This window comes from uncultured Jannaschia sp. (genome assembly GCF_947494025.1).
Lineage (GTDB): Bacteria > Pseudomonadota > Alphaproteobacteria > Rhodobacterales > Rhodobacteraceae > Jannaschia.
Genome location: NZ_CANLTQ010000002.1, coordinates 292,702 through 314,652 on the forward strand (window position 1 = coordinate 292,702; position 21,951 = coordinate 314,652).

General features: G+C 69.5%; 19 protein-coding genes. 4 read left to right on the forward strand and 15 right to left on the reverse strand.

Annotated features, from left to right (window positions below; all coding sequences use genetic code 11):
* Nucleotides 1–45: 45 nt before the first annotated feature.
* The 4 genes from Q1B08_RS05065 to Q1B08_RS05080 form a co-directional block, all read right to left on the reverse strand.
* Entirely contained in the window at nt 46–537 is a 492-nt protein-coding gene (locus Q1B08_RS05065) for a sarcosine oxidase subunit gamma family protein (RefSeq protein WP_299815705.1), read from the reverse strand.
* Nucleotides 530–3,505, reverse strand: a complete 2,976-nt coding sequence (locus tag Q1B08_RS05070) for a sarcosine oxidase subunit alpha family protein (protein ID WP_299815710.1) — start codon at nt 3,503–3,505, stop codon at nt 530–532. Before Q1B08_RS05070 ends, Q1B08_RS05065 begins: the two co-directional genes overlap by 8 nt.
* Entirely contained in the window at nt 3,502–3,810 is a 309-nt protein-coding gene (locus tag Q1B08_RS05075) for a sarcosine oxidase subunit delta (RefSeq protein ID WP_299815713.1), read from the reverse strand. The genes Q1B08_RS05070 and Q1B08_RS05075 overlap by 4 nt, the downstream gene beginning before the upstream one ends.
* Nucleotides 3,811–4,162: 352 nt before the next feature.
* On the reverse strand, nt 4,163–5,407 hold the full coding sequence (locus Q1B08_RS05080; RefSeq protein WP_299815716.1) for a sarcosine oxidase subunit beta family protein: 1,245 nt from the start codon (nt 5,405–5,407) through the stop codon (nt 4,163–4,165).
* Between the two features lie 180 nt (nt 5,408–5,587).
* Here Q1B08_RS05080 and ccmI point away from each other — a divergent pair, with 180 nt between their 5' ends.
* The 3 genes from ccmI to Q1B08_RS05095 are packed head-to-tail and all read left to right on the forward strand — an operon-like array spanning nt 5,588 to nt 7,502.
* Nucleotides 5,588–6,787 (forward strand): c-type cytochrome biogenesis protein CcmI, encoded by a 1,200-nt coding sequence (ccmI, locus tag Q1B08_RS05085; RefSeq protein WP_299815719.1) that lies wholly within the window; start codon nt 5,588–5,590, stop codon nt 6,785–6,787.
* A complete protein-coding gene (ruvX, locus tag Q1B08_RS05090) occupies nt 6,784–7,257 on the forward strand; it encodes a Holliday junction resolvase RuvX (RefSeq protein ID WP_299815722.1) in 474 nt (157 codons plus the stop codon). The genes ccmI and ruvX overlap by 4 nt, the downstream gene beginning before the upstream one ends.
* Nucleotides 7,254–7,502, forward strand: a complete 249-nt coding sequence (locus Q1B08_RS05095) for a DUF1289 domain-containing protein (protein WP_299815725.1) — start codon at nt 7,254–7,256, stop codon at nt 7,500–7,502. Before ruvX ends, Q1B08_RS05095 begins: the two co-directional genes overlap by 4 nt.
* Here Q1B08_RS05095 and Q1B08_RS05100 read toward each other — a convergent pair.
* The 11 genes from Q1B08_RS05100 to Q1B08_RS05150 all read right to left on the reverse strand — a co-directional run bounded on the left by Q1B08_RS05100 (nt 7,499) and on the right by Q1B08_RS05150 (nt 19,502).
* Nucleotides 7,499–8,317 (reverse strand): sulfite exporter TauE/SafE family protein, encoded by an 819-nt coding sequence (locus Q1B08_RS05100; protein WP_299815728.1) that lies wholly within the window; start codon nt 8,315–8,317, stop codon nt 7,499–7,501. The two genes, Q1B08_RS05095 and Q1B08_RS05100, sit on opposite strands and share 4 nt — an antisense overlap.
* 69 nt (nt 8,318–8,386) lie before the next feature.
* Complete coding sequence (dusA, locus tag Q1B08_RS05105; protein ID WP_299815731.1) at nt 8,387–9,397, reverse strand: tRNA dihydrouridine(20/20a) synthase DusA; 1,011 nt, start codon at nt 9,395–9,397, stop codon at nt 8,387–8,389.
* 89 nt (nt 9,398–9,486) lie between these two features.
* Nucleotides 9,487–12,660, reverse strand: a complete 3,174-nt coding sequence (locus Q1B08_RS05110; RefSeq protein WP_299815734.1) for a DEAD/DEAH box helicase — start codon at nt 12,658–12,660, stop codon at nt 9,487–9,489.
* Between the two features lie 90 nt (nt 12,661–12,750).
* Entirely contained in the window at nt 12,751–14,292 is a 1,542-nt protein-coding gene (locus tag Q1B08_RS05115; RefSeq protein WP_299815737.1) for a phospholipase D-like domain-containing protein, read from the reverse strand.
* A gap of 256 nt (nt 14,293–14,548) precedes the next feature.
* Entirely contained in the window at nt 14,549–14,974 is a 426-nt protein-coding gene (locus Q1B08_RS05120) for a hypothetical protein (RefSeq protein WP_299815740.1), read from the reverse strand.
* Nucleotides 14,971–15,357 carry a response regulator gene (locus Q1B08_RS05125; RefSeq protein ID WP_299815743.1) on the reverse strand — a complete coding sequence of 129 codons (387 nt, stop codon included), beginning with the start codon at nt 15,355–15,357 and terminating at the stop codon, nt 14,971–14,973. Before Q1B08_RS05125 ends, Q1B08_RS05120 begins: the two co-directional genes overlap by 4 nt.
* A 38-nt stretch (nt 15,358–15,395) precedes the next feature.
* Nucleotides 15,396–16,232, reverse strand: coding sequence for a protein-glutamate O-methyltransferase (locus Q1B08_RS05130; RefSeq protein WP_299815746.1), 837 nt, complete (start codon nt 16,230–16,232; stop codon nt 15,396–15,398).
* Nucleotides 16,232–16,696, reverse strand: a complete 465-nt coding sequence (locus Q1B08_RS05135) for a chemotaxis protein CheW (protein ID WP_299815749.1) — start codon at nt 16,694–16,696, stop codon at nt 16,232–16,234. Before Q1B08_RS05135 ends, Q1B08_RS05130 begins: the two co-directional genes overlap by 1 nt.
* On the reverse strand, nt 16,686–18,827 hold the full coding sequence (locus tag Q1B08_RS05140; RefSeq protein WP_299815752.1) for a chemotaxis protein CheA: 2,142 nt from the start codon (nt 18,825–18,827) through the stop codon (nt 16,686–16,688). The genes Q1B08_RS05135 and Q1B08_RS05140 overlap by 11 nt, the downstream gene beginning before the upstream one ends.
* A gap of 4 nt (nt 18,828–18,831) precedes the next feature.
* Nucleotides 18,832–19,200: a response regulator gene (locus Q1B08_RS05145; RefSeq protein ID WP_299815755.1), complete on the reverse strand. Its 369-nt coding sequence runs from the start codon at nt 19,198–19,200 to the stop codon at nt 18,832–18,834.
* The gene (locus tag Q1B08_RS05150) at nt 19,197–19,502 is read right to left on the reverse strand and encodes a hypothetical protein (protein WP_299815758.1); all 306 of its coding nucleotides are present in this window, start codon (nt 19,500–19,502) and stop codon (nt 19,197–19,199) included. Before Q1B08_RS05150 ends, Q1B08_RS05145 begins: the two co-directional genes overlap by 4 nt.
* A 237-nt stretch (nt 19,503–19,739) precedes the next feature.
* Between Q1B08_RS05150 and Q1B08_RS05155 the strand changes: the two genes are divergently transcribed.
* Nucleotides 19,740–21,947: a methyl-accepting chemotaxis protein gene (locus Q1B08_RS05155; RefSeq protein ID WP_299815761.1), complete on the forward strand. Its 2,208-nt coding sequence runs from the start codon at nt 19,740–19,742 to the stop codon at nt 21,945–21,947.
* Nucleotides 21,948–21,951 lie beyond the last annotated feature (4 nt).

Consider the following 21,951-nt stretch of genomic DNA (forward strand, 5'->3'; position numbering starts at 1 on the left):
GACATGTTGCCCGGATCGCCGCGGGGTCAACCCCCGGGGCGGGGATCAGGCCGGAACGGCGCCGCGCAGTAGCGTCTCCGCGTAACGCGCGACAGAGCGGAAGCACATGACCCGCCATGCCGCGCCCTCCCGCCAGATCGCGGCGGGGATCTGTGCCATCCGGGTGCGTCGAACCTCGGCGGGATCGAGCCGCGCGAAATCCACGGGCATCAGGCTCGCCAAAGCCAGAACCGCGCCCGGCCCGGTGAGCTCGAACAGCACCCGCGCGTCGCTCACCACGACGACCGTCGCGAAGGCGTCGCCCAGCCGGTCAGTCAGGCGCGCGGCGATGTCGGGCGCTGCCGCGTGATCGCAGATCAGCATCAGCTCGTCGGGCGACATCCACATCACGCGCATCCCGTTCGCCGCGGTCGAGAGGCGTTGCGCGGGACGGGCGCAGCCGGTCTCCGCCTCGACGGCCGGGGCGAGCACGTCGAGCGGGCCGCGCAGGGCGATCAGGCCGACGGGATCCATCGCCAGGACGGTGGTGTCAGACATTCTGCTTCTCCCCGTCCCTGTCGAAAAAGACCGGATCGACGATCCGTGCCGCCACCGGTTCGCCCCCGATCTGGGTGAAGCGAAGCGTCTCGCCCATCCGATCGGGCCCGCGCGCGACAAGGCCCATCGCGATCCCCCGGTCGAGCGTCGGCGAGTAATAGGTGGAGGTCACGCGCCCCTCCGTCCGGCGCTGACCGTTCTCGTTCGTGCCGTCGGCGATGGCATAGGCGCCGTCCTCGAGGATCGAGCCGTCGATCGTTTCGAGCCCCACGAGCTTCCACCGATCGGGCTTTCGGAACGCGTCCCGCCCCTGCCCGCGCTTGCCAAGGAAGTCCTCTTTTTTCTTGGAGATCGCCCAGTCGAGACCCAAATCCTGTGGGATGATGGTTCCGTCGGTTTCATCGCCGATCATAATGAAGCCCTTCTCGGCCCGCATGACGTGCAGCGCCTCGGTCCCGTAGGGCATCGCGCCGAACTCGACGCCCGCCTCCATCAGCGCGTCCCAGAGCGCGCGGCCCTGGCCGGCCGGCACCGCGATTTCATAGCTGAGCTCGCCCGAGAAGCTGATCCGGAAGACGCGCGCCTCGAAACCGCCGAGCGTGCCGTCGGTCCAGGCCATGAACGGCAGCGTTTCGGCCGAGACGTCCATGCCACCCAGCTTTTCCAGCACCGCGCGCGCCTTCGGGCCGACAACGGCGATTTGCGCGAACTGCTCCGTCAGGTTGAGCGTGTGGACCTTCCAGTCCCACCACTCGCATTGCAGCCAATCCTCCATCCAGACGTGGATGCGCTCGGCCCCGCCGGTGGTGGTGTGACAGAGGAAGGTCTGATCGTCGATCCGCGCGACGACCCCGTCATCCATCAGAAAGCCGTTCTCATCGCACATGAGCCCGTAGCGGCACCGTCCCGGCTTCAGCGTCGACATCATGTTCGTGTAGAGCATGTCGAGGAACCGCCCGGCATCGGGACCGCGGACGAGGATCTTGCCCAGCGTGGAGGCGTCGAGCAGTCCCAGCCTCTCGCGTGTGTTCCGAACCTCGCGGATGACGGCGTCGGCATGGCTTTCGCCCGGCCTTGGGTAGCAATAGGGCCGCCGCCACTGGCCCACCGGTTCCCAATGGGCGCCGTGGTTCTCGTGCCAGTCGTGGACCGGCGTCCGGCGCAGCGGCTGGAACGCGACGCCGCGCGCCTCGCCCGCGAGCGTGCCGATGGTGACCGGCGTGTAGGGCGGACGGAACGTCGTCGTGCCGACCTGCGGGATCGTCGTGTCGAGCCGGTCGGCCAGCACGGCGAGCCCGTTGATGTTGCTGAGCTTGCCCTGATCGGTCGCCATGCCGAGCGTGGTGTAGCGTTTGGCGTGCTCGACGCTCTCGAACCCCTCCTGCGCGGCGAGGCGTATGTCGGAGACCTTCACGTCGTTCTGGTAGTCGAGCCACATCTTCGCGCGCAGCTTGTGCGGCGCACCCTCCGGCATGGTCCAGACTTGCCGGATCGGGCCTTCCGCGATGTCCTCGACCTCGGGCGCCGGACCGCCCAGCGTGTCGGCGACGTCTGTCAGCACCTCCGCCGTGCTCAGCGCCCCGCTCGCGGCGCCGATCACGCTCACGAAGCCCTTGCCGTCCGCGCCGGTCGGCGGATTGTCCGCGTCGGGCCGGAACATCGCGCGGGCCTCGTCCCACCAGAGCTTGCCGCCGCAATGCGACCACAGATGCACGACCGGGGACCAACCGCCCGACATCGCCACGCAGTCGCAGCGGATCTCCTGCAGCACGGTGCCGTCGCCCGACTGCGCGCAGACGGAGACGCCGGTGACGCGCCCGTCGCCATGCACCCTCGCGATGCCGCGTCCCGCATGAACGCGGACGCCCATCCCCTTGACCTCGTTCACGAGAGGGCTGTTCATTCCCTCGCGCACGTCGAGGATGGCCGGCACGCGCAGACCCGCCGCGAGCAGCGCCTTCGCCGTCCGGTAAGCATCGTCGTTGTTGGTCACGATGACGGTCCGCTCGCCCAGCGAGACGCCGTAATCCACGACGTAGTCACGCAACGCGGAGGCCAGAAGCACGCCCGGCACGTCGTTGCCGGCGAAGCTGAGCGGTCGCTCGATGGCGCCGGTCGCCGCGACGACGCGACCGGCGCGGACGCGCCAGAGACGTTGCCGGGGGCCGGACTTCCCGGCCAGATGGTCCGTCAGCGACTCGGTGCACAGGACGTAACCATGATCGTAGACGCCGGACCCCTCGCAGCGGAGGAGCATCGTGACGTTCTCCATCGCCCCAAGGGCTTGCACGCTGTCCCTCACCCACTCGGCGGCAGGTTGTCCATCCAGCGTCGCGCCGTCGGTCGGAGCGCGTCCGCCCCAAAGTTCCTGCCGTTCCACGAGCATCACGCGCTCGCCCGCCGCCGCCGCCGCGCGCGCAGCGACAAGGCCGGCGATCCCGCCGCCGACCACGAGCGTGTCGCAATAGGCGTAGCGATGGGCGTAGGTGTCGCGATCCGCCTCGGTCGGCGCCGCGCCGAGACCCGTCGCGCGCCGGATGAGGGGCTCGAAGACATGCTTCCAGAACGGGCGCGGATGGATGAAGGTCTTGTAGTAGAACCCGGCCGGCAGGAACTTCGACCCGTAATCGTTGACCCGACCGATGTCGAAATCAAGCGACGGCCAGGCGTTCTGGCTCCGCGCGACGAGTCCTTCCCAGAGCGGCTGCACCGTGGCGCGCTGGTTCGGCTCGAACCGCGCGCCCTCGCCGATGGAGACGAGCGCGTTCGGCTCCTCCGGGCCGGACCCCACGACGGAGCGCGGTCGATGGTACTTGAAGCTGCGCCCCATCAGGAGCTGGCCGTTGGCGAGCAGGGCCGAAGCGACGGTGTCGCCGGCGAAGCCGCGCATCTCGCGACCGTCGAACGTGAAGCTCACGGGGCGGCTGCGGTCGATGCGCCGTCCGCCGGTCCTGAGGCGTCGGCTCATGCCCCCGTCCTCCGCGCGATCTCATCCCGGATATGCTGCGGCGGCTCGGTCGTCCGGGCCGGATACGTGCCGTAGACCTCCAGCGTCGCGGTGTTGCGGGCGGCAAGGAACCACTTGCCGCACCCATAGGCATGCCGCCAGCGCTCGAAATGCACGCCTTTCGCGTTGTCGCGCAGGAACATGTATTCTTCGAACTGCTCGGCGGTGGAATCCGGCCCGAAGCGCTTCAGATGCGCCTCGCCCCCAGGCGCGAGTTCGGTTTCCTCCACCGCGAGGCCGCAATTCGGACAAGTCAGCAGAAGCATGACGCATCCCCGTCACGCATGGCACGGACGGCCATTGCCGGCCGCCTTCCGTCAGGGCGTGACGAGTCGCGCCGTCTTCGGAGCGTCGATCCGCACCTGCGGAGCGCCTCCGACGCCGAGATCGAACACACCGCTGACCAGGACGACGCCGAGTACCAGGATCGCCACTCCGGCCCCGCCGAGGACGAGAGCCAGACCACGCGGTCGCCGGCGAATGATTCGGGAAAGCATGACGCCTCGATGGAAATTGCACTCGGTCGCCAATATACATTATCGGCGAAGTTTCGCCAGCTACGACCTGCTTTCAAATTTACCAACTTGACGCGCAAGGTGGTTTGCGAATGCGCACGCATCAATGGGCCACCCCCGCGGCAACGGATTCGTCGATGAAGCGCCCCTCCCGGAACCGTTCCAGTCCAAAGGCCGCGGTCAGCGGCGAATACCCCTTCGCCATCAGCTCCGCCATGCCGAAGCCGGATCCGGGGATCGCCTTGAAGCCTCCGGTGCCCCATCCGCAATTGACGAAGATGCCCTCGACCGGCGTCCTGGACAGGATGGGGGAGCGGTCGCCCGTCACGTCCACGATCCCGCCCCATTGGCGCAGCATCTTCAGGCGGGAAATCATTGGAAAGGTCTCCACAAGCGCGCGCAGCGTTTCCTCGATGTGGTGGAAGGAGCCGCGCTGCGTGTAGTTGTTGTAGCCGTCCGTGCCGCCGCCGATCACCATCTCGCCCTTGTCGGACTGGCTCATGTAGCCATGCACCGTGTTCGCCATCACGACCACATCCATGCAGGGCTTGACCGGCTCGGAGACAAGCGCCTGCAACGCCACCGATTCGAGCGGCAGGCGGAAACCGGCCATCTTGGCCAGCACACCGGAATGGCCGGCCACCACGATGCCGAGCTTGTCGCAGCCGATCGGGCCTTGGGTCGTCTGGACGCCGGTCACCCGCTCGCCGTCGCGGTCGATCCCCGTGACCTCGCAGCGCTGGATGATGTCCATGCCCATGTCGGTGCAGGCGCGGGCATAGCCCCAGGCGACCGCGTCGTGCCGCGCGGTGCCGCCGCGCGCCTGCCACAGACCGCCGAGGACCGGATAGCGCGGCCCGTCGATATTCATGATCGAGCAGAGTTCCTTCACCCGCTCGGGCCCGATCCATTCGGTCGCGACGCCCTGCAGCGCGTTGGCGTGCGCGGTGCGCTTGTAGCCGCGGACCTCGTGATGGGTCTGTGCCAGCATGATCACGCCGCGGGGCGAGAACATGACGTTGTAGTTCAGCTCCTGACTCAGCGTCTCGTAGAGGCCGCGCGACTTCTCGTAGATCGCCGCCGACGGGTCCTGCAGATAGTTCGAGCGGATGATCGTGGTGTTGCGACCGGTATTGCCGCCGCCGAGCCAGCCCTTTTCGAGGATGCCGACATTGGTGATGCCGAAGTTCCGGCCAAGGTAATACGCCGTCGCGAGCCCGTGCCCGCCCGCGCCCACGATGATCACGTCGTAGCGTTTCGCGGGCGAACGCTTGGCCCAGGTCCGGCCCCAGCCCTCGTGGTTTCGCATGGCCTCGCGCGCGATGGCGAAGGCGGAAAAGCGTCGCATGGGCGGGCGGCCCTCCGGTTCTCGGTCCCTGATCTCGGCTCCCCTTCGCATGGCCGTCGCGGTCGCTTCTGACCCGCTGCGGCATCTGCGAGGAGTTTCGCGACATCGCCGGTAGCGTGCGCGGTCACGAAGCCGCAAGTGGGGCTTCTGTCGCAGGGCGAACGGGGCTAGGTGCGGCGCATGATTTTCTGGATCGTCGCGGCCCTCGTCTTGGCCGTCTGCATCGCCACCATCGCCTCCGCGCTTCTGCGCGACCGCCCCGCCGGGCCGGCGGCGCCGGACGTGGAGATCTACCGCGATCAACTGGCCGAACTGGAGCGTGACAGGACGCGCGGCACGCTCGCGCCCGAGGAGGCGGAGGCGGCGCGGGCCGAGGTCGTGCGCCGCCTCCTCGCGGCCGATCGCCGACAGGCCGCCGCCACCGGGCCGGGCGGCCGCTGGCTCGGCCTCGCGCTCGTCGCGGTGCCGGTCGTCGCGGTCAGTCTCACCACCTATCTCGCCATCGGCGCGCCGGGCTACGGGGACATGCCGCTCCTCGGGCGGATCGAGCGGATCGATGCGGCCCGCCGCGGCCGGCCCTCGCAGGAAGCGGCCGAGGTTGCGGCACCCGAACGGATCGACACGTCCCGACCGGACGTCACCGGGATGGCGCAAAACCTTCGCGCGGTGCTGGCCGGGCGGCCGGACGACCTGCGCGGATGGGAGCTTGCGGTCACGACCTTCTCGGGTCTGGGCGACATGCGCGCGGCGTGGCGGGCGCAGGACCGGGTTCTGGCCATCCGGGGCGACAGCGCGAGCGGCGAGGACCTTGCCGTTCTGGGGGAGCTCATGGTCATCGCCGCTGGCGGCTACGTCTCGCCCGAGGCGGAGCGGGCCTTCTCGGAGGCCGTGCGCCGCGACCCGGAGAACGGCCTCGCCCGCTACTATGCCGGGCTCATGTACGCGCAGGGCGGCCGGCCCGACCTCGCGTTCCGCCTGTGGCAGCGGCTGGTGGCCGACAGCGCGCCGGACGATCCCTGGCTCGAGCCCATCTACGCGCAGATCGAGGAGGTCTCCGTCCTCGCGGGCGAGCCGACCGCGCTCGACGAACTGCCGGCCCCGCGAGGGCCGGGCGAGGCCGACATCGCGGCAAGCGCGGACATGACGCCGGAGGACCGTGTGGCGATGATCGCCGGCATGGTCGAAGGCCTCGCCACGCGCCTCGCGACCGAGGGCGGCCCGCCCGCCGACTGGGCGCGGCTCATCACCTCCTTCGGCGTGCTGGGCCGCACCGACGACGCGGCGGCGGTCTACGCGGAGGCGAAGTCGGTCTTCGCCGGAAGCCCCGACGCGCTCGACCTCCTTGCGCAGGCGGCGGACGATGCGGGGCTTGCCCGATGATCTGCGAGACGATGGAGGACTACGCGGCCGCCCTGCCCCGCTATGGCGCGCTGATGGGGCTCGACCTCGGCACCAAGACGATCGGCGTCGCGGTGAGCGACACGATGCGGTCCGTCGCGACCCCGCTCGAGACGATCCGGCGCACGAAGTTCACCGCCGACGCGGTCGCCATCGAGGCGTTGCTCGCGGCGCGGTCGGTGGCCGGCATCGTCCTCGGCCTGCCGCTCAACATGGACGGCTCCGAGGGGCCGCGCCTGCAATCGACCCGCGCCTTCGCGCGCAACCTCGCCCGGCGGATCGACACGCCCATCGCCTTCTGGGACGAGCGCCTTTCCACCGTGGCCGCCGAGCGCGCGCTGCTCGAGGCCGACACTTCGCGCAAGCGCCGGGCCGCCGTGATCGACCACGTCGCAGCGGGCTACATCCTGCAGGGCGCGCTCGACCGCCTCCGCCATCTGGGGGCCGCGTGAACGACGACGGGCTCTGGCGGCGCGACGAGATCGAGAGCCCCTGCATCCGGGTCTGCGTCGTGCACCCGGAGACGCGGCTCTGCACCGGTTGCCTGCGGACGCTGGACGAGATCGCGGCCTGGTCGCGGATGACGCCCGAGGCGCGTCAGCAGGTCATGCAGGAACTTCCGGACCGGGCCGCGCGGCACAGGGTCCGGCGCGGTGGACGGGCGGGGCGACTGACGCGCCAAGGTCCGCCGCGTTAGGTCAGGATCTTGCGCAACATGTTGAGCGCGACCAGCAGCAGAAAGAAGGCGAAAGCCCGCTTGAGCGGCGCCGGATTCATCCTGTGCGCGAGCTTCGCGCCGAGCGGCGCCGTCAGCAGGGTCATCGCCACGATGACCACGAAGGCCGGCAAGTTGACGAGGCCCAGCGTGAAGGGCGGAAACGTCCCCCGCGTCGGCAGCGCGAGGAACAGGATCACCGCCGGCACCGCGATCAGGATGCCGAATCCCGCCGCCGTCGCGACCGCCCGGTGGATCGGAATGCCGTGCAGCGTCATCAGCGGCACCCCGAAGCTGCCCCCGCCGATTCCCATCAGGACCGACAGGAACCCGACGAGCGGCGAGTAGAGGTAGCGTTTCCAGCCGCGCGGCATCTCGTCGGCGATCCGCCAGGTCGGGCGGGACACGCCCATGTAGATTGCCACGACGAGTGCCAGCGCCGCGAACACGCCGGTCAGCGTTTCCGAGCGCAGCTGCGTGGCCGTGAGCGAGCCCAGCAATGCCCCGATCACGATGCCCGGCCCCCATCCCCTGAGGATGTCGAACTCGACCGCGCCCTTGGCCGCATGCGCCTTCACGGAGCGGAGCGAGGTCACGACGATCGTGGCGAGCGAGGTGGCGACGCAGACCTGCATGATGTTCGGCCCGTCGAAGCCGAGCGTCTGGAACACGTAGTAGAAGGCCGGCACGAGGACGATCCCGCCGCCGACCCCGAGAAGGCCCGCGAGGATGCCCGCGAAGGCGCCCACGGCGAGCAGGAAGGCGAGCAGGGGCAGCAGGATGGCGACGTCGGGCATTGCGTTCTCCGGACACGAATTCGCCCGCCATATCTTGCGGCGCCGGGCGCGGCCAGTGCGAACGGGGGTTCAGGCGGCCGCGGCCGAGACGTGTTCCAGAGCGGCATGAAGGACCTCGGGGCCCGCGCCGGGACGTGCCGCGCCCTCCGACAGCGTCCGCCGCCAGCCGCGCGCGCCGGGAAGGCCCGCGAACAGGCCGAGCATGTGTCGCGTGACCTGTCCGAGCTTGCCGCCCGCCTCCAGATGCGCCTCGATATGGGGCACCATCCGCAGGGCCGCCGTGGCCCGGTCCGGACAGGAATCGGCGACTCCGTAAACGACGCTGTCGGCCCGCAGCAGAACGCCGCCGGGGTCGTGGTAGGCCGCGCGGCCGATCATCGCCCCGTCCACATGCCGAAGCTGCGTGAGCGCGTCGTCCAGCGACGCGATTCCCCCGTTGATCGCGACGGAAAGGCCGGAAAACCGCGCCTTCATCGCGTGGACGAGCGGGTAGTCGAGCGGCGGAACCTCCCGGTTCTCCTTCGGGCTCAATCCCTGCAACCAGGCCTTGCGCGCGTGGATCGTCACCTGCCGGACTCCGGAATCGGCCATGCGCGACAGAAGGTCGGGCAGCACGACGGCTTCGTCCTGTTCGTCGACCCCGAGACGACACTTCATCGTCACGGGAACCCCGCCCGCCGCGCGGACCATCGCGGCGAGGCACTCCGCCACCAATGCGGGCCGCTCCATCAGCACCGCGCCGAAGCAGCCGGACTGGACCCTGTCGGACGGGCAGCCGACGTTCAGATTGACCTCGTCGTATCCACGCGCAGCGCCGAGGGCCGTCGCCTCCGCGAGCTCGACCGGATCGCTGCCGCCGAGTTGCAGCGCGACCGGGTGCTCCACGGGATCGAAGTCGAGCAGGTGCGTCGCGCCCCCCCGGACGAGGGCCGCCGCGGTCACCATCTCGGTATAGAGCAACGTCCGACGCGTCAGGACGCGATGGAACACCCGGCAATGCCGGTCGGTCCAATCCATCATCGGGGCGACGGACAGGCGGGCGGGGGCGCCTGTCTTCGGCGCGGAGTCCAAGCGTTCCATCTCGGGCCTCACGTTTGCTGATCCGCCCTGTTACGCGTCCTTTTCCGGCGTTTCAAACCCCCGGCCCGCGCGGTCTCACGTCGTCGGGATCAGGACAGCCGCTCGAGGAGGTCGATCGCCGCTTCGATCCGCGCCTCGGGCGCCTCCAGCGCACGTCGCAGCACGAGGCGCTTGCCGGAACGTTCGACGTCGTCGGGCACGTCGTCGGGCGCCTGTCCCGCGAAATCGAGCGCCACCGCCTCCGGTCCGGCCGAGACGCCCCGGAGCGTCAGCCGGGTCGCGAGCGCGCGGAGCCGGGCGAGCCGCAGCGCCATGCGCTCTTCGGGCGGGGGCGGGCCGAACCGGTCCTCGACTTCGTCGGCGAGGCGCGCCGCCGCCGCCGGCGCGTCGATCCGGCCGAGCCGGACATAAAGCGTCGCCCGCATGTCGGCGCTGTGGATATAGTCCTCGGGTAGGCTCCAGGGGGCGTCCACCCGGATCTCGGGCCGCGGCGGCTTGTCTTCGCCCTTGGCCCTGCGCAGCGCGTCGGCCAGCATCGCCGCGTGCAGCGCGGGACCGACCCGTGCGTCGTGCCCGGTCTGCGCCAGACCGAAAAGGTCGCCCGCGCCGCGGCGGTCCAGATCGGCGACCGAAAGGGCGAGCCCGGCGCCGAGCGTGTCCATCGCCGCGATCGTATCGAGGCGTCGCTCCCTGGCCTCGTTCGGCGGAACGTCCGGGTCGGTCAGGAGCCAGCAATAGGCCTGCCGGCTGCCGCGGCCCACGCGCCCGCGCAACTGGTGGAGCTGCGCAAGCCCGAGGAGGTCGGGCCGCAACACGATCATCGTGTTGGCGCGTGGCACATCGAGGCCGGATTCGACGATCGTCGTCGCCAGCAGCACGTCGCCCGCGCCGTCGGCGAAACCCGTCATGGTCTCGTCGATCTCCCGCGCCGGCCGGTCGCCATGGGCGACCCGGACGTCCAGATCGGGGACGAGCTCGGCCAGCATCGCCTCCGTGGCTTCGATCTCCTCGATCCGCGGCACGATGACGAAGCTTTGGCCGCGGCGCCGGGCTTCGCGACACAGCGCATCGCGGATCGCACCGGGCTCGGCCGGCGCGACGATCGTCCGGATCGGGCGGCGGCGGGCCGGAGCCGTGCGCAGAAGGCTCAGGGGCCGGACCCCGGCGATGGCGCCTTCGAGCGATCCGGGGATCGGCGTCGCGCTCATGGAAAGCGTGTGGACGGCGGCGCCCATCGTGCGCAGCGCCCGTTTGTGAGCCCGCCCGAAGCGCTGCTCCTCGTCGATCACGACGAGGCCGAGCGCCTCGAACGAGACATTCTTGCCGAGGATCGCATGCGTGCCGACCACGACCCGGACCGTCCCGTCGGCCAGGCCCGCGCGCACGCGCTTCGCTTCGGCGGGATTCGTGAGGCGGGACAGCGAGGCCACCTCGATCCCGACCTGGGCGAGTCGGCGGCCGAAGGTCGTGGCATGCTGTCGCGCGAGAACGGTGGTCGGCGCGACGACGGCGACCTGCATTCCCGCGAGCGCGGCGGCGGCGGCCGCGCGGATCGCGATCTCGGTCTTGCCGAAGCCGACGTCGCCCACCAGCAGCCGGTTCATCGGCCGCCCCGAGGCGAGGTCGGACAGCACGTCGCCGATCGCCGCGCGCTGGTCCGGGGTTTCCTCCCACGGAAAGGCGGCGGCGACCGTCTCGTAGGCGGCCGCTTCGGGTTTCAGGACCGGCGCCTCCAACTCGGCGCGGCCGCGCGCGGCCTCGACCATCGCTTCCGCGGATTCGCGGATGGCGCGGGAAAAGCGGGCGCGGCGGCGGTCCCAGCCCTTCCCGTCCAGCCGGTCGAGCGCCACGCCGTCCTCGTCCTGCCCGTAGCGCCAGACATGCCCGGCCTCCGAGGCCGGGACGAGACGCACGTCGTCGTCGCCATAGACGATGCGCAGGGCCTCCCCGCCGTTAAGGGGTTCGAGCCCCTCAAGCCGGCCGAGCCCGTGCGCCTCATGCACCACGAGGTCGCCGAGATGCAGTTCCTGCGCCTCGGCGATCCAGGGCGGCGGTGCGGCCGGGCCGGTGGCGGCCGCGGCCTGCCGTCCCAGCACATCGCGCCCGCTCAGCACCAGCGTCGCGCCATCGCGATGACCGTGATCGAGCGGCGCCACGAGCGTGGCGGCGCCGCCACGCTCGAGTTCCTCCGTCTCCGACCAGCTATCGGCGGCGATCGCGTCCATCCCGGCCATGCGCGCCAGACGAGCGCGTTCCCGGGCGGTACCCGCGACGAGGATCGTCCGCCCGGCCCCAGCGATCGCCGCCCGCAGGGCCGCACGCGGCCGGGCCTCGCCGGCGATGACGGGCGCCGGAACCACCCCGTCGAGGGCGATCTCCGCCGCTTCCTTTCGCCAGGACGTCCAGTCCGCCGGGGCGAGGTAGAGCCGGTCGGGCGGAAGGGGGCGCCGCGCGCCGCCGCCATCGACCTCGGCCTGCATCCGCTCCTCACGGGCGGCCGGAAGGCCGGACAGGATCCGGCCCACCGCCGAAAGCGCGTCCGGGCTCCCCGAGAGCCGGGCCCCCGGCACCTCGTCGCGAAGCGGGACGAGCCGATCGTGGTGGTCGGGAAGCCAGTGTTCCGCCCCCGCCTCGCGCTCGCGCGCGATCTCGGCCGGAAGCTCGCTCGCAGGGTCGATCACCGCGCTGTCGCGATCCGCGACGGTCCGCTGGCTGGCGGCGTCGAAGACGTGGATCGCGGCGATGCGGCCGTCCTCGAACGCGATGCGCAGCGGATGGTCGAGGCCGGCCGGAAACACGTCGAGCACCGCGCCGCGCAGGGCCATCTCGCCCGGCTCGTCGATGCGCCCCTCCTCGTGGTAGGCGAGCGCGGCAAGGCGGTCCACCACGGCCTCCGCCTCCATCGCGTCGCCGACGGAGAGCGCGAGCGCGTCGCGCGTTCCGCGCGGCACGACACGCTGGATCACGGCGGCGGGCGTCGTGACCAGAAGCGCGGGGGCGTCCCCTGCCCCGGCCACTTCGCGCAGCGCCGCCAACCGGTGGCCCATCGCGGCCGAGGAGGGCGAGGCCCAATCGTAGGGCAGGCAATCCCAGGGCGGCAGAAGGTGGATCGCGAGCGACGGATGCGTCGCGCCGAGGAAACGAACGATCCCTTCGGCCCGGGACTCGGATGCCGCGACATGGATCACCCGGCGCGCATCCGTCTTGCGCATCCACTCGGCGAGGCGCAGTGCTTCCGCACCCGCCGGTCTGCTCTGCGTCATACGGTTCCCTCGCCGTTCGGCAGGCAACCTTCGGTGCGCGATCCTGGTTCCGCCCGGGACGCCTTGCCGCAGCCGGTCCGGCCCGCGCCCCTAGCGCGGCAACGACCGGTGCCGCCAGACGAGCCAGGCGACGAGCCCGAGCCCCGCCGCGCCCGCGATCAGCGCGAGGTGACGCGGGCGCAGACCGTGGCCCGCCGCGGCCGGCTCTCCGGGCTCGTAGCGCGGATCGAAGAGGCGCGTATCGGCGAGGAACTCTCCGAGCAGATCCTCCGGAACCCGTTCGATGGGACGCAGGGCCCGGCCGCCCTCCACGCGGAGGGATTCGATCGCCCCGATCAGCGTGCCCTTCTCGTCCAGCGTCGCCTCGACCTTCTCGACCGGCACGGCGAGATGCTCAGCCAGGAGCCTGGCGCGGAAAGCGCGCACCGAATGGCGCTCCCCTTCGAAAGCGATGTCACATTCGGTATCGAAGCCGAGCGAGCGGTCGTTCAGGTTGCTGGAGCCGATGCGGAGGATCTGGTCGTCGACGATGAAGATCTTCGCATGGACGTAGATCGGCTCGCCTTCGCGGTTGACCGGGTGGTAGATACGGAACCGGTCGCCGTGATCGGCCGCGCGCAAACGCTCCACCAGCCGGCCGCGAAGCACGTGCATGGCCCTGTCCTCGACATAGGCCAGCGCCGCCTCGGGGTTGACGACGACGATCTCCGGTCCCGACTCCTCCCGCAGGCGAGCCTCCAGCGCCTCGCAGATCGATTCCGCCGCGAAATATTGGGATTCGACGTAGATGACGTGCCGGGCGGCCGCGATGCTGTCGAGGATCAACCGCTCGATCTCGTTCGTCAGCTCCTCGCCATCGAAGGGCGGCCCGGTCCGGGCGATCGCCACCTCGACGTTCTCCGCATCGACATGGAGGTGATCGGGCCAGAGGATCGGCCGGACGTCGTCCGGCGGCACGAGCTCCTCCCCCGTCGCGCGTCGCCAGCGATTGCGTGACAGCTCGCCCAGGGCTTCGGCGACCGGCCCGGTCAGCGCGGAAGTCGCATCGTGCCACGGCTCGGAGATCGTGCCATTCGCAAGCGCGCGGCGCGGATCCCCCGGCAGGTGCTCGGGCGTGTCCCATCGGCCCGCGGTCGTGTCGATGCCGCCGCAGAAGGCGAAGGTGTTGTCCGCGACGATGATCTTCTGATGGTGGCAGGCGCCGAACGGATGATGACCGTCGAGCGCGAAATGGATCCGGTCGTCGCCGAAGATGTCGAGCGCGACCGTCGGCAGGAACCGCCCCGGCGCAACGAGGACCGCGCCGTTCCACTTCAACATGTAGATGTGCAACTCCGGCGTGCGGGCGACGACGGCCTCCAGAAACGGGCCGAGCGTGTTCGGATAACCGTCGGGCGCGAGACCGTCCCCGTCGCTTTCGCCCGGCAGCATCTCGATCTCGAAGTCGAAATCCCAACCGATGAGCAGCAGCTCCCTCTTGGCTTCGAGGAAAATGCCGCGCAGCATCCGGAAGTAATCCGCCGCGTCGATGATCAGCGCCAGCTTCTCGGCGCGCGCGACGCGCCAGCAATTCTCGCCCGGCTTGAAAATGGACGCCGAAGCGTCCGGGTTTCGGGACCTTGTCTCGTTCACATCCGCTCCTCGCAGTTCGGCGTCGCTCGACCTGGCCTGCGGCCCGTAACCTGAGCGCCGGCTACCGCATTCACGCAGCGGCACGGCAAGCTGGCCGGACGTGGCTTCAAAGGCCGACTTAGTCGTTAACCTTTCCGATTGCCACCGATCCGATGGAATTCAAGCCCGATCCCGTCGTTGCGCCCTCTGACAGGGCCGGTTTGCCCCGACCGGATATCGTGCCGTCCCGAGCCGGGTTCAGCGAAAAGGAACACGCTCAAAAAAGGTCCACATGACCCCCGTTCGGGTTCGGCGCCCGGGTCTCGGACACGATGGAAGACCGCGGCATCGCCGGTGCCGCGTCGTCGAGACCGGCGAGCAGCCCGCTCCGGATCTCCCCGAGCGGAATCGCGACGATGTCCGGGCGCGCGTCGACGCCCACACCTTCCGGCACGACCGCCGACAGGCGATCCAGAAAGGCCGACAACGCCAGCACATGCTGCGAAAGCCGGTCGAAGGCTTGCAGCCGCGCCCGAACCGCGCGATCGCCCAGGGCCGGTCCGCCGGCGCGGATGGCCACGTCCTCGAGTTCCGCCAGCGGATCGTGGAGCCGGCCGACCTCGTGCGCGGCGTTGCGGATCAAGGCCGCGAGGGGCAACTGGCTGGCGGCGTCCTGCGCGGTCGCGGCGTCCTGCGCGGTCACAATGGCCCCACGACCTTCTCGATGCAGTCGCGCAGCTGCGCCGGCGTGAACGGCTTCTTCAGGATCGAGTTCACCCGGAGCGCCTTGCCGCGCGTGACCACGTCGGGCGTGGGCGAGCCGGTCACGAGGATGAATGCCGTCTTCTGCGTCCTGGGGCTGCGGCGGAGATGTTCCAACAGGCCCAGACCGTCGAGGCCGGGCATGTTGTAGTCCGACAGAACCAGATGGACCGGCTTCTGCTGAAGCTTCTGATACGCGGACTTGCCGTCGTTCTCCTCGCAGTAGTTCCACACGCCGAGCGCGTCGAGAGCCTGGGTCAGGAGGCCACGGCTGGTCGACATGTCGTCGACGACCATGACATGCAGTTTTTCGCGGATGCCCATTTCACTCGTCCTCTCTTTCATCCGGCCCTGAGGCCGTTCTATGTCTTCCGGTAGGATGTGACGCCGCAATTCCGCAGCTCGTCCGCCGCCGGTCCGGACAATCGCTCCGAATGGCCGATCATGAGCTGGCCGTCCGCCGTCAGGAGATCCGCGAAACGCTTCCACAGCCGCGCCTGTGTGGCGGAATCGAAGTAGATCGCCACGTTGCGGCACATGATGACGTCGAAGCGCCCCGTCATCGGCCAGGGCTCCATAAGGTTGAGCTCGCCGAAGGAGACGAGCCGTCGCACGGCCTCCGACATGACGAAGCTGTCGCCGTCCGTCACCGTATGCGTCTTCCGCATCCCGACCGGGATCGCCTCGCGCTCGGCGAGCGGATAGCGCGCCTGCACCGCGCGCTCCAGGATCACCGGGTCGATGTCGGTGGCGAGGATGCGCAGGTCGTACTTCGAGACCTCAGGGCAGAGCTCCAGAATGGTCAGCGCGAGCGAATAGGCCTCCTGCCCCGCGGAGCACCCCGCCGACCAGAGCCGGACCCGCCGCCCGGCCTTGGCGCGGCGGAGAAGCTCGGGCAGGATCTCCGCGCGGAGCTGATCGAAATGGTGCCTTTCGCGGAAGAACTGGGTGACGTTCGTGGTCAGCGCCGAAAGCATCTCGCGCAGCTCATCCTCGCCGAGCGGGCCGCGGAGCATGTCGCAATACTCACCGAAGGTTTCGAGCCCGAGGAACCGCAGGCGTCTGGCCAGCCGCGAATAGGCCAGCTGCTTCTTGCAAGGCTCCAGGAACAGGCCGAAGTTTTCGTGCGCGAGCGCGGCGATGGTCCGGAAGTCGCGGTCGGTGAACGGATAATCCCCCCGAACGGCGGTGGCGGCCATCAAAGGACCTCTTCCATCGCGGAAACGACGTCGCCGACGCTGATGATGCGGATCACGCCGCCGTCGGTGGTGATGAGTCCGCGGATGCAGGACGTGCTCGTGTCGCGCTTGGCGCCCGGCGCGTCGCGGATCTGGTCCGGCGTCACGCTCAGGATGCGGCGCACCGCCTCGACGGCGAGACCGATGATCTTCTCCTCGTGCTCGATGATGACGATCACGTGGCGATCGGTGGGCTCGATCCGCGCGAACCCGAAAAGCGCGGCCAGATCGATGATCGGGATGACCTCGCCGCGCAGGTTCATCGTGCCCATCAGGTAGTGCGGCGCATGCGGCAGCGTGGTCGTCGGCGACCAGCGGCGATTCTCGCGCACCCGCTTGATGTCGATGCAGAAGTCCTGCCCGGCCACGATCACCGTTGCGTAGAGTTCGGCGGGCGCGGCGAGCGTCTCGGCTTCAGGCGGCATCTTTCTTCTCCTCCCTGCGGGTTTCGTCCTCGGTGCGGGAACGCATCGACCCGGCCGAGGGCGGATCCTCGGCGATCCCGTCGGGGTCGACGATCAGCGCAACCTTTCCATCGCCGAGGATCGTCGCGGCGGAGATGCCGGCGATGTGACGGTAGTTCTTTGCCAGGCTCTTGATCACGACCTGCCGCTTGTCGACCACGCCGTCGACGGCCAGGGCGACCCGTGATCCGTTGGACTGGATTATCAGAAGCGTCTTCTTGGTCAGCTTCTTCGCACGTGTCGGATGGCCCAGACGCTCGGCCAGGTCGATCACCGGCAGGTAGTCGCCCCGGTTGAAGAACAGCGTCCGCCCGGTGCCGAGCCGGCTCAGGTCGTCCTTGCGCGGCCGGATCGCCTCCTCGATGCAGGCGATCGGCACGACCATGGTCTCCTCGCCGAGCCGGACGACCATGCCGTCGAGCACGGCGAGCGTCAGCGGCAACAGGATTGAGAAGACCGACCCCTCGCCGGGCGTCGAGGCGATGGAGATGCGCCCGCCGAGCGCCGCGATCGACGTCCGGACCACGTCCATCCCGACGCCACGGCCCGACAGGCTGGTGACCGAGGCGGCGGTGGAGAAGCCCGGCCGGAACAGGAGCTGGTCGATCTCCGCGTCGCTCAGATCGACATCGGCGGGGATCAGCCCCTTCTCGATGGCGATCTGCCTGATGCGCGGCCGGTTCAGGCCCGCGCCGTCATCGGCGATCCGGATGAGCACGTCGCCCGACTTGTAACAGGCGGTGAGCTTGACGGTGCCCCGTTCCGGCTTGCCGGCCTCGCGCCGCTTCTCCGGCACTTCGAGGCCGTGGTCGATGGAATTGCGGATCATGTGCGTCAGCGGATCGGCGAGCTTCTCGATGACCTTCTTGTCGACCTCGGTCTCCTCGCCCTCGATGACGAGCTGTGCCGACTTGCCGGCCACGTCCGCCGTTTCCCGCGCGATCCGGGTCATCCGCTGGAAGAGCTGCTTGACGGGCTGGGTCCGCAGGCCCATCACGCCTTCCTGCACCTCGCGGGCGAGCTGCTTGTAATCGTCCAGATCGGTCGCGATCTCGGGCGTCAGCGGCACGCCGATCTCGCGCACGCGCTGCGTGATCATCGCCTGATTGATGATGAGCTCCCCCACCGTGTTGATGAGCCGGTCGATCCGGTCGACATCGACCCGAAGCGTCGCCCGCGCGTCCTTCCTGGCCGGGGCGGGCTCGGCATTTTCCCTCGCAGGCGTCTCGGCCGACGCGGCTGGCGACGGCTCCACCGACAGGTCCGGCAGGTCCGCGGCGTCGTCCGGCGCGAAATCGTCTAGATCGGGAAGCTCCGGCAATCCCGTCGCGTCGCCGCTGCCCCCGGACCGGACGACCGTGATCTCCAGATCGCAAAGGCCGTCGACGAATTCGAACACCTCGCGCACGGCGCCCTCGGGCTCCGACGAGACGAGCGTAATCTCCCAGGCGAGGTAGCTCCCTTCCCAATCGAACGCGTCGATGCCCGGTAGGCCCGACAGGTCGACCGCGACCGCGATTTCGCCGAGATCCGCGAGCGCCTCGATCAAGACGAGCGGCTCGTGCCCGGTGGCGTAGAGGTCGCGCCGGGGCGCGAAGGCGATGGTGTAGGTCGTGGATCCCGGCTCGTCGTCGTCAAGATCGGGCAGTGCGAAGTCGAAATCCGCGCCCACCGCGTCGAACACGAACTCCTCTTCGACCGCGCCTTCCTCGCCGAGAACGGCCTCGAGTGCGTCGGACGTGGTGGAAACGGCGGCGGCGTCGAACGGGCTCTCGTCGCGCGCGGTTTCCACAAGGTCCGCGAGGACGTCTCCGGCGCGTTGCAGCAGGGCGATGAGCTCGTCGGCCGGCTCGAGGTCGCCCGAGCGGATGCGGTCGAGCACCGTCTCGAAGGTATGCGCGAACCCCACGAGGTCGTTCAGGCCGAATGAGCCCGCACCGCCCTTGATCGAATGGACCGCACGGAACACGGCGTTCACCGTCTCGCCGCCGTGGTCGCCGCCGGCCATCTCGCCGAGCCCTTCGTTCAGAGCCTCGATGAGGTCCTCGCATTCCTCGAAGAACGTTGCCCGGATCGCGTCGAGTGCAGCCATGGCGTCAGATACCCGTAATGCGCTTGAGGACGGAGACGAGGGACGTCTCGTCGAAGGGTTTCACGATCCAGCCGGTCGCGCCGGCCCTGCGGGCCCGGTCCTTCAGGTCCGCGCCGCTTTCGGTCGAGAGCACGATGATGGGCACGGTCTTGTTGACCGACCCGCCGCGGATACCCTCGATCACGCCGAAGCCGTCGAGGTTGGGCATGTTGATGTCGGTGATGACGACCCTCGGTGAGGTTTCGGCGAACTTCTCCAGTCCGTCGACGCCGTCCACGGCGGTCGTGACCTCGAAGTCGTATTCCTCCAGCGTCGCGGCGAGCAATGACCGGATCGTACGCGAATCGTCGATGGCGAGAACCTGGGCCTTCATGCGGCAGCTCCCTCGTGGATGAGGGCATCGGCGAACGTCTCGGCAAGGCCCAGGGTTTCGAGGCTCCGGGCGACGATGCCCGAAGGATCGACGATCTTCAGCGGCACGGCGTCCTCGGCCCGGCAGCGCACCGCGACCGCGAGGGTCTGCGCCGCCTGCGCGCCGACCCTGCCCGAGGCGGTGCCGTCGATCGTGACAGGAACGCCGCGCCGCACGGCGAGGAACTCGGCAAGCTCGCGGACGGTGTCGTGATTGAGGGTCGCGGACAATGTGAAGACCGCTGGTTCGGATGTCTGGGTCACGTCGATCTCCGCATCTCGTCTCGGACGCCGGCTCGCGGCGGCGTCCCGTGATGGCGGCGATCTAGGCGGCAGAGTCTAACGAAGCGTGAACCGCCGAGGGACCGGAACGTGAAAATGCAAGGCATAACGACCGGTCTCCTTAAGGCCGCCTTCACCCTACTCCCCCGATGACCCACGCCACATTCCGGCCCCGCATCCGACGCAGGGCGGCCGACCCAAAGAACCAAGGATCGATCGATGCGACGCCTTTCCGACCTCCCCTTGTCCATCAAGTTTCCCGCGGCGATCACGGCGCTCGTGATCGCCGCCGTCACGATCTCGACGATGCTGCCCGCCGTCCTCGAGGGCCGGGTGACCGGAGAGCTGCTCTTCGCAATGGAGCTCGTTCTGCTCGGCGCCCTCGCCGCCGGTGTCGGAACGCTGCTCGCCCGCGGCATCAGCCGTCCGCTGCGGCGCATCGCCGGCGCGCTGCGGGCCGTCGGCGGCAAGCAGTTCGACACCGGGATTCCCGAAGCCGGCCGCGGCGACGAGATCGGCCGCGTCGCCGAAGCCGCCGCGGAATGCCGCGACCGGCTCGCCGCGGACGAGATGACCAGCAGGGAGACGTCCCGCCTGATCGAGGCGATCGGCGCCGCGCAGGGGATGATCGAATTCGACCCGGACGGCACGATCCTGAAGGCGAACGACACCTTCCTCCGGATCATGGGCTACGCGTCCGACGAGGTGATCGGCCGCAATCATTCGATGTTCGCCCAGGGGGGCGACGCCGATACGGCCGGGCATCGCCGGATGTGGGACGGGTTCGCGCGCGGCGCGCCTGTGACCGGCATCTTCCCGCGCCTCGCCAAGGGCGCGCGCGAGGTCCATCTTCAGGCCATCTACAGTCCGATCCTCGACGAGGCGGGCCGTGTCGTCCGTTTCGTCACGGTCGTCTCCGACGTGACCGAGGCCGAGACCCGGCGCCGTCGGCTCGAGAGGGAGAGCGCCGAACAGGCCGCAATCATCGAGGCGATCAGCGACGGGCAGTTGATGATCCAGTTCGACGCGAAGGGCAGGATCCTCGCGGCGAACCGGAACTTCTCCGACGTGATGGGATACCCCGAAGCGGAGATCGTCGGCCGTCACCATTCGATGTTCGCCCCCGGCGACCACGCGCAGACCGCGCAATATCGCGATCACTGGCGCGAGCTGAGCGAAGGTGAGACGATCACGGGCGTGTTCGAGCGGGTCGACAAGGCCGGTCGCACCGTCTGGATGCAGGGGTCCTACAACGCCGTGCGCGACGGCGCCGGCAACGTCGTCCGCGTCGTCAAGTTGGTCAACGACATCACCCGGGCCGAGACCGAGCGCCTGCAAGGCATCGAGGACCGTCGCGCGATGGAGGCTGACCTGTCGCAGGTCGTCGACCGGCTGAACGGCGCGCTGTCGAACCTCGCGGACGGGGATCTCACCGTTCGCCTCGACGAGGCCTTCGCCGCTGGCTACGACGACCTGCGGCAGAACTTCAACACCGCCATCGCACAGCTCGACGACACGATCTCCGCCGTCGCCTTCAACGCCGCCAACATGCAGAGCGAAGCGAACCAGGTCGGCGGTGCCGCCGACGACCTGGCCAAACGGACGGAGAATCAGGCCGCCGCGCTGGAGGAGACCGCCGCCGCGCTCGAGCAGCTCACGACCAGCGTCAAGGCCGCGGCCGAGGCGGCCGACGCCGCCAGCGCCGACGTATCCGGCACGCGCAAGGCCGCCGTCGACAGCGGCCGCATCGTCAAGAAGGCCGTGAAGGCCATGAGCAAGATCGAGAAGTCCTCCGAACAGATTAGCCAGATCATCGGCGTGATCGAGGACATCGCCTTCCAGACCAACCTCCTCGCGCTCAATGCGGGCGTGGAGGCGGCGCGGGCGGGCGATGCCGGCCGGGGCTTCGCCGTCGTGGCCTCCGAGGTCCAGGCGCTCGCGACCCGCTCCGCGGAGGCGGCCAAGGAGATCAAGGCGCTGATCTCGACCTCCTCCCAACAGGTCGAGGCGGGCGTGGAGCTCGTCGACGAAACGGGAAAGGCGCTCGCGACCATCGTCGACTCGGTATCGACCATCACCTCGCTCGTGAATGGGATCGCGTCCTCCGCGCGCGATCAATCGGTCGGACTCAGCGAGATCAACACCGCGGTCGGCCAGCTCGACCAGGTGACGCAGCAGAACGCCGCGATGGTCGAGGAGGTGAACGCCGCCAGCCAGACGATGCGCTCGGAGACCATGTCGCTCGCCGGGCTGATGGCGCGGTTCACCACCGGGGACGCCGCGAATGCAAGCCAGGCGCCGGGCCGGGGCAACGTCACGGCCCTGCCGGTTCGTCCGAGGGCGAATGCGGTGCCGCTTCGCGCGCAGGGCAACATCGCGCTCGCCGACGAGCCGCGGACCCTGATGAACGACTGGGAAGAGTTCTGAGAAC